This window comes from Marinobacter sp. MIT930201, assembly GCF_047122665.1.
GTDB classification, from domain to species: Bacteria; Pseudomonadota; Gammaproteobacteria; order Pseudomonadales; family Oleiphilaceae; genus Marinobacter; species Marinobacter salarius.
This window is the reverse complement of sequence record NZ_CP138916.1, coordinates 351,510-363,545: the sequence shown is the minus strand read 5'-3', so window position 1 is coordinate 363,545 and position 12,036 is coordinate 351,510. Positions and strand designations below refer to the sequence as shown.

14 protein-coding genes are annotated in these 12,036 nt (G+C 56.9%); 12 read left to right on the top strand and 2 right to left on the bottom strand.

Annotated elements, in window-relative coordinates:
• The 12 genes from kdsA (at window position 1) to SIC19_RS01690 (ending at window position 10,600) form a co-directional block, all read left to right on the top strand.
• Window positions 1–846, top strand: a complete 846-nt coding sequence (gene kdsA, locus SIC19_RS01745; protein ID WP_036206626.1) for a 3-deoxy-8-phosphooctulonate synthase — start codon at window positions 1–3, stop codon at window positions 844–846.
• Window positions 847–1,028: 182 nt separating this feature from the next.
• On the top strand, window positions 1,029–2,324 hold the full coding sequence (gene eno, locus SIC19_RS01740) for a phosphopyruvate hydratase (protein ID WP_127400940.1): 1,296 nt from the start codon (window positions 1,029–1,031) through the stop codon (window positions 2,322–2,324).
• Between the two features lie 183 nt (window positions 2,325–2,507).
• Complete coding sequence (locus tag SIC19_RS01735) at window positions 2,508–2,780, top strand: septum formation initiator family protein (protein WP_036206633.1); 273 nt, start codon at window positions 2,508–2,510, stop codon at window positions 2,778–2,780.
• A gap of 39 nt (window positions 2,781–2,819) precedes the next feature.
• Window positions 2,820–3,518: a 2-C-methyl-D-erythritol 4-phosphate cytidylyltransferase gene (ispD, locus tag SIC19_RS01730; RefSeq protein WP_075195282.1), complete on the top strand. Its 699-nt coding sequence runs from the start codon at window positions 2,820–2,822 to the stop codon at window positions 3,516–3,518.
• Between the two features lie 42 nt (window positions 3,519–3,560).
• Window positions 3,561–4,040 (top strand): 2-C-methyl-D-erythritol 2,4-cyclodiphosphate synthase, encoded by a 480-nt coding sequence (gene ispF, locus SIC19_RS01725; protein WP_036206639.1) that lies wholly within the window; start codon window positions 3,561–3,563, stop codon window positions 4,038–4,040.
• Complete coding sequence (gene truD, locus SIC19_RS01720) at window positions 4,037–5,137, top strand: tRNA pseudouridine(13) synthase TruD (protein ID WP_036206642.1); 1,101 nt, start codon at window positions 4,037–4,039, stop codon at window positions 5,135–5,137. Before ispF ends, truD begins: the two co-directional genes overlap by 4 nt.
• On the top strand, window positions 5,115–5,879 hold the full coding sequence (surE, locus tag SIC19_RS01715; RefSeq protein WP_036206645.1) for a 5'/3'-nucleotidase SurE: 765 nt from the start codon (window positions 5,115–5,117) through the stop codon (window positions 5,877–5,879). The genes truD and surE overlap by 23 nt, the downstream gene beginning before the upstream one ends.
• Window positions 5,879–6,535 (top strand): protein-L-isoaspartate(D-aspartate) O-methyltransferase, encoded by a 657-nt coding sequence (locus SIC19_RS01710; protein ID WP_036206648.1) that lies wholly within the window; start codon window positions 5,879–5,881, stop codon window positions 6,533–6,535. The genes surE and SIC19_RS01710 overlap by 1 nt, the downstream gene beginning before the upstream one ends.
• A gap of 74 nt (window positions 6,536–6,609) precedes the next feature.
• Window positions 6,610–7,512, top strand: a complete 903-nt coding sequence (locus SIC19_RS01705) for a DUF368 domain-containing protein (protein ID WP_227662402.1) — start codon at window positions 6,610–6,612, stop codon at window positions 7,510–7,512.
• Between the two features lie 352 nt (window positions 7,513–7,864).
• Window positions 7,865–8,620 carry a peptidoglycan DD-metalloendopeptidase family protein gene (locus tag SIC19_RS01700; RefSeq protein ID WP_185906434.1) on the top strand — a complete coding sequence of 252 codons (756 nt, stop codon included), beginning with the start codon at window positions 7,865–7,867 and terminating at the stop codon, window positions 8,618–8,620.
• Window positions 8,621–8,835: 215 nt separating this feature from the next.
• Complete coding sequence (rpoS, locus tag SIC19_RS01695) at window positions 8,836–9,837, top strand: RNA polymerase sigma factor RpoS (protein ID WP_036206655.1); 1,002 nt, start codon at window positions 8,836–8,838, stop codon at window positions 9,835–9,837.
• 187 nt (window positions 9,838–10,024) lie between these two features.
• Window positions 10,025–10,600: a chalcone isomerase family protein gene (locus tag SIC19_RS01690; RefSeq protein ID WP_127400946.1), complete on the top strand. Its 576-nt coding sequence runs from the start codon at window positions 10,025–10,027 to the stop codon at window positions 10,598–10,600.
• Between the two features lie 42 nt (window positions 10,601–10,642).
• On the opposite strand, the gene nth is transcribed toward SIC19_RS01690, so the two are convergent.
• Together nth and SIC19_RS01680 are read right to left on the bottom strand one after the other, a co-directional pair.
• A complete protein-coding gene (gene nth, locus SIC19_RS01685; RefSeq protein ID WP_036206660.1) occupies window positions 10,643–11,284 on the bottom strand; it encodes an endonuclease III in 642 nt (213 codons plus the stop codon).
• Window positions 11,285–11,324: 40 nt separating this feature from the next.
• A complete protein-coding gene (locus SIC19_RS01680; protein WP_036206662.1) occupies window positions 11,325–12,035 on the bottom strand; it encodes an electron transport complex subunit E in 711 nt (236 codons plus the stop codon).
• Between the last annotated feature and the right edge of the window lies 1 nt (window position 12,036).

The following is a 12,036-nucleotide window of genomic DNA, read 5'->3' as shown; positions in this document are numbered from 1 at the left end:
ATGGCGCAGAGTACGGTGAACGTCTCGGGAATCGAGGTTGCCAACGATAAGCCGTTCGTGTTGTTCGGTGGCATGAACGTGCTGGAATCTGCCGAAATGGCGATGGAAGTGGCCGAGGCGTACGTCGAGGCCTCCAGAAAGCTCGGGATTCCCTACGTATTCAAAGCGTCGTTCGACAAGGCCAACCGCTCTTCCGTGCATTCCTTCCGCGGCCCCGGTCTTGAGAAGGGGCTGCAGATTCTGGCGGACATCAAGAGCAAGTTCGGTGTCCCTATCATTTCCGATGTTCACGAGCCTGAGCAGGCTGCACCTGCCGCAGAAGTTTGCGATATCATCCAATTGCCGGCTTTCCTGAGCCGACAGACGGATCTTGTTGTTGCCATGGCAGAAACCGGGGCGGTCATCAACATCAAGAAGGCCCAGTTCCTGGCGCCACAGGAAATGAAGCACATCATTGCGAAGTGCGGGGAAGCCGGTAACGACAAGGTGATCCTGTGTGAGCGCGGCACCAGCTTCGGGTACAACAACCTTGTGGTGGATATGTTGGGCTTCGGTATCATGAAGTCCATGAATGTGCCGGTGATGTTTGACGTCACTCACGCCTTGCAGATGCCCGGTGGTCGCGCGGATTCAGCCGGTGGCCGCCGAGCCCAAGTAACCGACCTGGCCCTGGCGGGCATGTCCCAGGGGCTTGCGGGTCTGTTCCTTGAGGCTCACCCCGACCCGGATCAAGCCAAGTGCGACGGGCCCTGTGCTCTCCGCCTGAGCCAGCTTGAGCCGTTCCTTGCCCGGGTGAAGGCCGTTGATGACCTTGTGAAGAGTTTCAAACCTATTGATACCGCCTGATTGGCGGTTTTTTTGCGTTCCAGAAGGACTATGGGAGTGAGCGGGAACGGCCCTACGAAAATGTGCGGAGCCATGGATGGCGGAGCCCAAGCGCACAGGGATGTGCTTGTAGCGTTTTTCGTAGGGCCGTTCCCGCTCGCTCTTACTCCCAATTTTGAAATCAAACTTGGAGACAGAGAAGAATGACCAAGATTGCCAACATTAAAGGCCGTGAAGTACTGGATTCTCGCGGGAACCCCACGGTTGAAGCGGACGTGATTCTTGAGGACGGCACCATCGGCAGTGCTTGCGCCCCCTCTGGTGCGTCGACGGGTTCACGCGAAGCTCTGGAGCTTCGTGACAAGGATACGAGCCGCTATCTGGGTAAGGGCGTTCTGAAAGCTGTTGAGGCGGTAAACGCCAAGATTCGCGATGCCCTGATTGGTAAAGACGCAGCTGATCAGCGTGCTCTCGACAACATCATGCTTGAGTTGGATGGCACGGAGAACAAAGCCAACCTGGGCGCCAACGCTATTCTGGCTGTCTCCCTGGCCGCTGCCAAAGCCGCTGCCGCTTCACTGGGCAAGCCGCTGTATGCTCACATTGCGGACCTGAACGGCACCTCCGGCAAGTACAGCATGCCGGTGCCGATGATGAATATCCTCAACGGTGGCGAGCACGCAGACAACAACGTTGATATCCAGGAATTTATGGTCCAGCCGGTGGCTGCGAAGTCATTTGCCGAAGCGCTGCGCATTGGTGCGGAAATTTTCCACGCGCTGAAGAAAGTGCTGAACAGCAAAGGCCTTAACACCGCCGTGGGTGACGAAGGTGGTTTTGCACCGGATCTGCCTTCCAACGAAGGCGCTCTGGGGGTGATCCAGGAAGCGGTGGAGAAGGCTGGCTACAAGCTGGGTACTGATGTGACCCTGGCGCTGGACTGTGCCTCTTCCGAGTTCTATAAGGATGGTCAGTACCAGCTTTCCGGTGAGGGCAAGTCCTTTGATTCCGCCGGTTTCGCCGACTATCTCGCTGGCCTGTGCGAGCGTTATCCGATTGTGTCTATCGAAGACGGTATGGATGAGAGCGACTGGGACGGCTGGAAAGTGCTGACTGAGAAGTTGGGTGACAAGGTTCAGCTAGTAGGTGACGACCTGTTCGTGACCAATACCAAAATCCTCAAGCAGGGTATCGACAAGAGCATTGGTAACTCCATCCTGATCAAGTTCAACCAGATTGGTAGCCTGAGCGAAACTCTGGACGCCATCAAGATGGCTCAGGATGCGGGTTACACGGCGGTGATTTCCCACCGTTCCGGTGAAACTGAAGACACCACCATCGCCGATCTGGCCGTGGCCACCTGTGCGGGTCAGATCAAGACCGGCTCCCTGTGCCGCTCTGACCGGGTTGCCAAGTACAACCAGTTGCTTCGCATTGAGGAAGCGTTGGATGGAAAGGCTCCCTATCGTGGCCTGAGCGAGATCAAAGGCCAGGGCTAATCGCCTGTGAAGGATACCCTGTCGGCGGGATGCTGACAGGTAACCGATCCGGAAAGGCCATCGTGATCCTCAAGATGTGAGGCATGATGGCCTTTTTGTACAACTGGTTAGCAGAACTTGTTGCTAAACTACACTAAGGTCTATACTTACTGTCCGGTTGATGCATCGTAAACGGAATTCGCAATGAAGTTACTCTGGTCCATCATGATTATTCTTATTCTCCTGCTGCAGGTGCGCCTGTGGGTTGGGGAAGGTAGTTTTGCCCAGGTATGGGGACTGGAGAACGCCATTGCCGAGCAGCGCGAGGAAAACGCCGAGCTTTCAGCCCGCAATGAGCGTCTCTATGCGGAAGTTCGTAACCTCCGCGGCGAGAAAGGGGCGGTTGAAGAACGTGCCCGCATGAACCTGGGGCTGATCCGCAACGATGAAACCTTCTTCCTGGTGGTCGAGCAGTAACCCAGCCGCAAGCCAGGCCGATCAAAGCTGACCACGTCCATGAGTAAACCCCGCTATTGGTTGATTGTTCCCGCCGCCGGTTCCGGCCAGCGAATGAAGGCAGACTGCCCGAAGCAGTATCTCAGGCTGGACCATCAATATATCCTTGATATCACTCTCTCCAGGTTATTGGACAATGCTGATTTTTCAGGTTGTGTGGTCGCTATTCGCGCGGACGATCCCTGGTGGCCGGAAACTGCAGCCAGTTCTAACGCACGTATAGAGTCCTGTGCCGGGGGCGCTGAGCGTGCGGATTCGGTATTGTCTGCACTTGAGGCACTGGCCTCTCGGGCGGATGACGACGATTGGGTGCTGGTACACGATGCCGCCCGGCCTTGCCTGCATCCCAATGACCTCGAACGATTGCTGACCCAACTTCAGGATCACCCTGTGGGTGGCTTGCTGGCGACGCCGGTGGCCGATACGCTCAAACTTGTGGCAAGTGACAGCAATCAGGTGGAGACAACCATCGACCGTCGTCATCTGTGGCGCGCCCTGACTCCTCAAATGTTCCGTTGTGGCGCCTTGAGGATGGCTCTGAAAGCTGCCATTGCGTCAGGTTACCCGGTGACCGATGAAGCCTCGGCCATGGAATACGCAGGCAATGTTCCCTGTATCGTTGAGGGGCGACCGGATAATATAAAGATTACGGTACCCGCTGATCTGGCACTGGCCGGTTTTATCCTCAGCCGTCTCTAGCGGCAAGCCTGCATCGTTACTGATTGAAAAGGAAACAGCACTATGCGAATCGGGCAGGGCTTTGATGTCCATGCTTTCTGTGAGGGAAATCAAGTCGTTATTGGCGGTGTGACCATTCCGCACACCCATGCCCTCAAGGCCCATTCCGACGGGGACGTGCTTTTGCACGCCCTTGCAGATGCCCTGTTGGGTGCCGTGGCCCTGGGCGACATCGGTCATCTGTTTCCCGATACCAGTGATGAGTGGGCGGGAGCGGACAGCCGGGACTTGCTGCGCCGCGTGATGGAGCGTGTTGCCGGTGAAGGGTTTGGTGTCGGTAACGTGGATGCCACCATTATTGCCCAGGCCCCGAAAATGGCGCCCCATATTGAGGCCATGCGGTTGACCATTGCCGAGGATCTTGCCATCCCGGCGAGCCGGGTCAGCGTCAAGGCGACCACCACCGAAAAGCTGGGCTTTGCCGGCCGCGGTGAGGGCATTGCGTGCCAGGCGGTTTGCCTGCTGGAGCCGGTTTCATCATGACGGATGCTCAGCACGCTTCCAACGGCTGGCGACTCGACTGGCCAACCTCCTCGGGCTCTCGGGTGGCTTCGGCGCGTATCAAATCGCTCCCCGGCGACTTTTTCGTGGATGAAGAGCTGTCTATGCCCGATGACAGTGGCGGCGGGGGAGAGCACCTGTGCCTGCGTCTGGAAAAAGTCGGGGACAACACCGACTACGTGGCGCGGCAGCTTGCTAATATCTGCGGCTGTCGGCATTTCGACGTGGGTTTTTGCGGGCTGAAGGACCGTCATGCGGTCACGCGTCAGTGGTTTAGCCTTTATCGGCCGGGACAGGAAGACGACGATGGGGCGTTCATCCAGGCGGTGGAGGAACACTGGCCGGTATTGGCTCAGTACCGCCAGGCTCGAAAACTGAGGCGGGGCGATCATCAGGGCAACCGGTTTGAGCTGGTGCTAAAGGACGTGGTCGGCGACACATCTGCTATCGATGCGGCTCTGGCCCGGTTGCGGGACCTCGGATGCCCGAATTATTTCGGTTCGCAACGGTTTGGCCATGGCGGTGCCAATCTGGATAGGGCGCTGACCATGGACCCGACAACACTGAACCGTCGGAGTGGTCGCAATGTCAAAAAGCGTGGGCGAGGGCGGTCAACCTCTGGCAGTCGCGACAGTAAGAACGTATTGTACTTTTCGGCGGCACGTTCGTGGTTATTCAACGAGGTGCTCGCCCATCGTGTTGAGACAGGCACCTGGCTGGAACCTCTGGAGGGAGAGCCTGGCGCATGTGAAAATCAGAACCTGATGGTGACAGGTCCTCTCTGGGGCGACGGTGGCACCGAGGCAGTGTCGGTCCAGGGCGAAATCGAGCGTTCCGTGGTTGCGGAGCACCCGCAACTGGCAGCGGTGTTTTCAACCACCCGCATGAAGCCTGAGCGTCGGCCGCTGAGCCTGAAACCGGAAGGTCTGGAGTGGCATTGGGACGGCAATGACCAGTTGCGGTTGTCGTTCCGGCTTGCGCCGGGGCAATACGCAACAACGTTGCTGGACGATGTGTTTGATATAACGGACGCAACCACGTTTATTGGAGAAAATTGTGCGAATTCTGTTGTCCAATGATGATGGCGTTCATTCGCCTGGTCTTCAGGCCCTACACGACGGGCTCCAGGGGCTGGGCCATCTTGAAGTTGTGGCGCCGGATAGGGACCATAGCGGTGCCAGCAATGCCTTGACGCTGAGCCGCCCGCTAACGGTGGAAGACCATCCCAATGGCTTCCGGTCCGTGGACGGGACCCCGACAGATTGCGTTCACCTTGCGGTTAACGGGCTGTTTGAAGAGCCGTTTGATCGAGTGGTCTCGGGCATCAATACCCACGCCAACCTTGGCGACGATATTATCTATTCGGGTACGGTGGCCGCTGCCACCGAGGGCAGAAACCTGGGGTTGCCAGCAATAGCGGTATCGCTGGTGAACGAAGGCCGTTTCCACTACGAAACGGCGGCCAGGGTTGTTCGCGCGTTGCTGGAAAGCGATCAGCCGTTAACTCTTGGTCCTCGATGCATTCTCAATGTGAACGTTCCCGATGTGCCATGGGAAGAGATTGCCGGCTTCCGCGTGACCCGGCTTGGCCATCGCGACCGGGCTGAAGGCGCGGTGCCGATGACCTGCCCCCGGGGCAAGTCCCGTTACTGGATCGGTGCCGCTGGCAAGGGCAGCGACGCCGGACCGGGGACCGATTTCAACGCAGTGCGCGAGAATTACGTTTCGATCACTCCCGTCCACGTGGATATGACGCGCCATGAGGTACTGTCGCCACTGCGAGAGTGGGTTGAGTTGCTGTCAGGACGGGAGGGACGTTAATGGTGGCAGCGATTGACGGTATTGGAATGACGTCCCGCCGAACCCGTATGCGACTGATACAAAGGCTCAGAGAGGCTGGTATAGCCGATGAGCAGGTGCTTACGGCCATGGCGGACGTGCCGCGTCACATATTCCTTGATGAAGCGCTTTCCCATAGGGCCTACGAAGATACTGCGCTGCCCATTGGCTACAGTCAGACCCTGTCTCAGCCTTACATTGTCGCGCGAATGACAGAATCCCTGATGCACCACAAACCCCGGAAAGTGCTGGAACTGGGAACCGGGTCGGGCTACCAGACCGCGATCCTTGCCGGGTTGGTGGATCAGGTTTTCAGCGTTGAGCGCATCAAGCCGCTCCAGGACCGGGCCCGTGACCGGCTTCGCCAGCTCGGCTACCGTAATACGATGCTCAAGCACGCAGACGGAGGTATGGGGTGGCCAGAACAGGGGCCGTTTGACGGCATCATCGTCACCGCGGCACCCCGTGAGATCCCGCCGGAACTGAAAGACCAACTGGCGGATGGAGGCGTTATTGTGGCGCCGATCGGCGAGGGCACACAGATGTTGGTGGAAATGGTACGCCAGGGCGACCGTTTCGAGACCAGGGATATTGAACCGGTGCGTTTTGTGCCCCTGTTGGGTGGGGTTGTACGGTGACCGCAGAACGCCCCTCTGAGTCTTCTGCCGACGTACCTCACTCCCATCATCCCTTTGCGGTATTCCTGAGGGGCATGGCCATGGGGGCGGCTGATATCGTACCCGGCGTGTCGGGTGGCACCATTGCATTCATTACCGGCATTTACTTCCGGTTGCTGGAAGCCATCAATGCCGTTCCACAAGCCTTCTTTCAGCATCTGATCCGTGGTCAGGTGAGGCAATTCTGGGCGGCGTGTGACGGCACCTTCCTACTGTGTCTGCTGGCGGGGATCCTGGGTAGTATTGCCACACTCGCGTCCGTGATCAGTCATGCCCTTGCCACTTATCCGATCCTTATCTGGAGTTTTTTCTTCGGCCTGATCGTCGCGTCAGTGTGGCACGTCGGCCGTCAGGTTCGTCGTTATGAGCCAATGTTGCTGTTGCCATTTTCGGTGGGAACCGTTTTTGCCTGGTGGGTAACGACTTTGTCTGGCAGCCCGTTGTCGCCCTCGATGCCGGTGTTCTTCGGTGCCGGGGCCCTGGCCATCTGCGCCATGATCCTGCCAGGAATTTCCGGCAGTTTTATCCTGGTGATTCTGGGTATGTACGTCCCGGTGCTGGACGCCATACGTTCCCTGGATCTGGGCATCCTCGGGATTTTCGCTGTTGGTTGTCTGGTCGGTTTACTGTCGGTTGCCCGGCTCATTACCTGGGCGTTCCATCGCTACCATGACCTTGTGCTGGCGTTGTTGACTGGCTTCATGGTGGGGGCGCTGAACAAGATCTGGCCCTGGAAAGAGACACTAAGCTGGCGCACCAACAGTGCCGGCCAGCAGGTGCCCCTGAATGAAGCAAGCGTCAGTCCGATGGGCTATGCTGAGTTGACCGGTGACGAGTCACAGTTACTGCTGGCGATAACCTGTGCGTTCGCCGGTCTGTTGCTGGTTTTGCTGGTGGAATGGGTGGGCAGGAAAAAACAGCCTGGCGCCGCCCGCTAGCCTGGTTTTCTGCTCGCTGTTGTGACGGCGTTCACGGGCGTATCGAGACTAAGTGTTACTTTTTGATCCGTACGGTTGTTTCGGGCAGTAACAAACGCAACAGATGGGTAACTTGGTTTCATGCCCAAAATGTGCAATAAATTAGCAAGTTACTTAAAACACTTTATAAACCGCCGAATTTTTTATACGAATTACTAATAACGGGCGTATTTTTATTCTTTTGAGATTAGTGCGTGGGTCCATCATTGCTGCGACGGCAGTCTTCCCGCGGCTCCCCTCCGGTGCCCCTGTCTCTCCGTGTTCAAAAAAACGGACGCGCCTCTACACCTTTCTGCTTGTGCTTTTTGGCGCCATGCTGCTGACTGGCTGCAACACGCAGGCAATCTACCGTGATGACCTCTACAACCCGCCAGTGTACTGGGGCCGCCACGTTGTCAAATCCGGGGAAACGCTCTATAGCATCGCCTGGCGGTACGGCCGTGACTACCGGGAATTAGGTAATGCCAATGGTATAAGCCCGCCTTACCACATCAAGGCAGGGCAGGTTCTCAGGCTGGACCTTCGCGGAAATGTAACATCCACAGCGCAGACTGGCGGAAGTAGTAAAACGTCGGTCTCGCGACCACCAACCCGCACCGCATCGCGACAGCCTGCTCCCAAACCGGAGCCAAAGCCGACGGTTTCGCGGCGGCCCGATAAGTCGTCACCATTAACGGGTCAAAGCCAGACAGTATCCAATGTCAACTGGCGCTGGCCCCACGTTGGCACCGTAATTGCAGGTTATTCTACATCCGGGAAAGTCAATAAAGGTATTGATATTGCTGGAAAAGCAGGTGACTCTGTGAGGGCAGCGGCAAGTGGTAATGTCGTTTATGCTGGAAGTGGGTTGCTCGGTTATGGCAACTTGATCATAGTGAACCACAACGAGCACTATTTGAGTGCTTATGCTCACAACCGGAAGATTCTGGTGCAGGAAGGGGAGGACGTTAAAGCCGGACAGGTCATCGCTGAACTGGGAAACAGCGGCACGGACAGGCCCAAGTTGCATTTTGAAATCCGGAAAAATGGCAACCCGGTCGACCCCGCCCACTACCTCCCGGGCCGATGAAACGGATTGGCAGAACAAAACCTGGCGTCCGGCACCGAAAATCAGAGGCAACGAAAGATAATAGTCGAGACAAACAATAAAAAAACGACGGTTCCGGCAACCGTCAACAGCTAGCAATAAATGTCCTGAACAAGAACACGAAGAAAGCAGGCGCTCGCAATAACAAAAAGACGTGAGCGAATTTCCAGGATCATTGAAAGGCGGGGCAAAGAGTTATGTCAGCAGAGCATGAAGAACTCATCATTGATCGTGTATCAGATGTTGAAGACGCAGACGATCAGCTGTTAGCAGAGGACAAAGTAGAAGAAAAAGAAACGGCCGAAGTGGAAGCCGTTGAAACAGAAGAAGACATCCCGGCCCAGGGTCGATACTTCACCAGCCAGAAACAACTGGACGCCACCCAGCTTTATCTCAACGAAATCGGTTTCTCTCCTCTCTTAACACCCGAAGAAGAAGTGTACTTTGCACGGCTCGCCCGTAAGGGAGAGGAGTCCGGTCGCAAACGTATGATCGAGAGCAATCTACGCCTGGTGGTCAAGATTGCCCGGCGTTACGTGAACCGTGGTCTGACACTGTTGGACCTGATAGAAGAGGGTAACCTTGGGCTTATCCGTGCGGTAGAGAAATTTGACCCCGAGAGGGGCTTCCGTTTCTCCACCTACGCGACCTGGTGGATCCGCCAGACCATTGAGCGGGCCATCATGAACCAGACCCGCACCATCCGCCTTCCCATCCACGTCGTTAAGGAACTCAACCTGTACCTGCGCGCGGCACGGGAGCTTACCCAGAAGCTGGACCACGAGCCGTCGGCGGAAGAAATCGCGCGCATGGTCGACAAGCCGGTAGCAGACGTTAAGCGGATGCTGGGCCTGAACGAGCGCGTTGCGTCCATGGACACCCCCATTGGTACCGGCGGTGAAAAATCCCTTCTGGATACCGTCGCAGACGAAGGCGCCTCTGATCCCGCCGACCTGCTGCAGGACAACAACATGTGCTCCTGTGTCGAAAAGTGGATCGATCAGCTCAGTGACAAACAGCAGGAAGTGTTGTCCCGCCGCTTTGGCTTGAGGGGTTACCCCATCAGCACGCTTGAGGAAGTGGGCCAGGAGATTGGACTGACCCGTGAGAGGGTTCGCCAGATCCAGGTGGAGGCGCTACGTCGCCTTCGCGAAATCTTGGAGAAGGAAGGCCTGTCGGGAACCATGCTGTTCAAGTAATCGGTTCTGTACCACCAAAAACCGGCCCGCTGTCTGCAGGCCGGTTTTTTTTGCGTTGCCAAATGAGAACCAGCCGGCGTAAGCGTTCGTTTGCTCCCTGTTAAACTTGGATGGCCGGAGGGGGATATGGGTGTCGAACTCCGGTGCAATCAGACATTCAATAATAACGATCAATAAGGAAAGGACGATGAAGAAGGCCCTATCAACAGGATTTGCATCACTGCTGCTGACAGCAGCCCTTACAACACCAGCCGCCGCTCTGACGGTGGAGGGCGTTGATGTGCCGGATACCTACTCGGCGATGGATATCGAGCTTAAGCTCAATGGTGCGGGTACCCGTTCCAAGTGGTTCATGGACCTTTATATCGGCGGTCTGTATGTGCCCGAGACCATCGACGATGGCCAGGCCATTATCAACGCGGACGAGCCCCAGGCCATCACCCTGCACATTATTTCCGGGATGATCACCAGCGACAAAATGAAATCCGCCACAATGGAAGGGTTTGAGAATTCCACAGGGGGAGACCTGGCCGCGATCAAGGACGATGTGGATGCGTTCCTGGATGTGTTTTCAGAAGAGATCAAGGACGGTGACGTTTTTGATCTTGTTTACCTGCCGGGTGAAGGCGTGCGCGTCCTTAAGAATGGCAAGGAACGCGCTACCATTGGCGACCTGGAGTTCAAGAAGGCCCTGTTCGGCATCTGGTTGTCAGACGAGCCTGCCCAGGAAGATCTGAAAGAGAAGATGCTGGGCCAGCGGTAAGCGCCCGGTAAGGGCACCGGTTCCGGTTGTCCGGGGCCGGTGTCAGTCCATGTAATCCCGTTTCTGCTTGAATTCGCACAGATCTTCGATGATGCAGGCGCCGCATTTGGGCTTCCTGGCGGTACAGGTGTAGCGCCCGTGAAGGATCAGCCAGTGATGGGCATCCAGCAGGAACTCCCTGGGCACCAGCCGCATCAGGCGCTTCTCCACTTCCAGCACGTTCTTGCCCGGCGCAATCCCCGTTCTGTTCGATACCCGGAAGATGTGGGTATCCACCGCCATTGCCGGTTGCCCGAACGCGGTGTTCAGAACCACGTTGGCGGTCTTGCGGCCCACACCCGGAAGGGCTTCCAGGTCTTCCCGGTTGTCCGGAACCTCCCCGCCGTGTTTTTCAATCAGCGCACGACAGGTCTTGATCACGTTCTCGGCCTTGCTGTTAAACAGCCCGATGGTCTTGATGTATTCCTTCAGGCCATCCACTCCCAGCGCGAGGATTTTTTCGGGTGTGTTGGCTACGGGGTATAGTTTTGCTGTTGCCTTGTTCACACCGACGTCCGTGGCCTGGGCCGAGAGGATCACCGCGATCAGAAGTTCGAACGGGTTGGTATAGTTCAACTCGGTTGTGGGTGTCGGATTGGCTTCCCGCAAACGGGTAAAGATTTCCGTACGTTTTGCCTTGTTCATGGGTTATCCGCTGGCTGAGAAAGTAATGGTCATTGGATGTTCAGGATACATGGCCTGTTACCCGCACACGCTTGCTACCGGCCACGATGGGCTCCGCCGCCGTACGGCGGGCCTTGAGATGATTGTCGATGCCATTCTTCAGCGCGATAAGCAGCCCCAGCCCCACAAAGGCGCCTGGCGGCAGCACCATGAAGAGCACGTCCGGGTATTGCTCCAGCGGACGGATTCCCCAGTCTGCCGCCATGGGGCCCAGCAGGAGATCCATATCGGTAAACAGGGTGCCCTGTCCCACGAGTTCCCGCATGGCGCCGAGTGCAATCAGCACTACCAGAAAACCGATACCCATCATGACACCGTCCAGCAGGGCGGGTAGGGGCGGGTTCTTGGAGGCAAACGCGTCCGCACGGCCCAGAATGGCACAGTTGGTCACAATCAACGGAATGAAAATGCCCAGGATCTGGTAGAGCTCATAGGTATAGGCCTGCATCAACAGTTCAGCGCAGGTGACGAAAGAGGCGATGATCATCACGAAGGCAGGCAGGCGCACCGACTCGCTAACAAAGTTGCGGATCAGTGACACTGCCAGGTTCGAGCCCATCAGCACCATCAGCGTTGCCAGGCCCAGGCCGATGGCATTAACGACGGTACTGGTCACCGCTAGCAGGGGGCAAAGCCCCAACACCTGAACCAGGGCAGGGTTGTTGGTCCAAAGCCCGTCACGGATGATCTCTGAGCTGGATTTGGTCGCCATG

Bases quoted from the DNA above. Each gene is read 5' to 3' on its own strand.
- SIC19_RS01710 (WP_036206648.1), top strand. From the start codon at position 5,879: ATGGTGGCAGCGATTGACGGTATTGGAATGACGTCCCGCCGAACCCGT.
- ispF (WP_036206639.1), top strand. From the start codon at position 3,561: ATGCGAATCGGGCAGGGCTTTGATGTCCATGCTTTCTGTGAGGGAAAT.
- SIC19_RS01705 (WP_227662402.1), top strand. From the start codon at position 6,610: ATGGCCATGGGGGCGGCTGATATCGTACCCGGCGTGTCGGGTGGCACC.
- rpoS (WP_036206655.1), top strand. From the start codon at position 8,836: ATGTCAGCAGAGCATGAAGAACTCATCATTGATCGTGTATCAGATGTT.
- nth (WP_036206660.1), bottom strand. From the start codon at position 11,284: ATGAACAAGGCAAAACGTACGGAAATCTTTACCCGTTTGCGGGAAGCC.
- SIC19_RS01690 (WP_127400946.1), top strand. From the start codon at position 10,025: ATGAAGAAGGCCCTATCAACAGGATTTGCATCACTGCTGCTGACAGCA.
- ispD (WP_075195282.1), top strand. From the start codon at position 2,820: ATGAGTAAACCCCGCTATTGGTTGATTGTTCCCGCCGCCGGTTCCGGC.
- SIC19_RS01735 (WP_036206633.1), top strand. From the start codon at position 2,508: ATGAAGTTACTCTGGTCCATCATGATTATTCTTATTCTCCTGCTGCAG.
- kdsA (WP_036206626.1), top strand. From the start codon at position 1: ATGGCGCAGAGTACGGTGAACGTCTCGGGAATCGAGGTTGCCAACGAT.
- truD (WP_036206642.1), top strand. From the start codon at position 4,037: ATGACGGATGCTCAGCACGCTTCCAACGGCTGGCGACTCGACTGGCCA.
- SIC19_RS01700 (WP_185906434.1), top strand. From the start codon at position 7,865: ATGCTGCTGACTGGCTGCAACACGCAGGCAATCTACCGTGATGACCTC.
- eno (WP_127400940.1), top strand. From the start codon at position 1,029: ATGACCAAGATTGCCAACATTAAAGGCCGTGAAGTACTGGATTCTCGC.
- SIC19_RS01680 (WP_036206662.1), bottom strand. From the start codon at position 12,035: ATGGCGACCAAATCCAGCTCAGAGATCATCCGTGACGGGCTTTGGACC.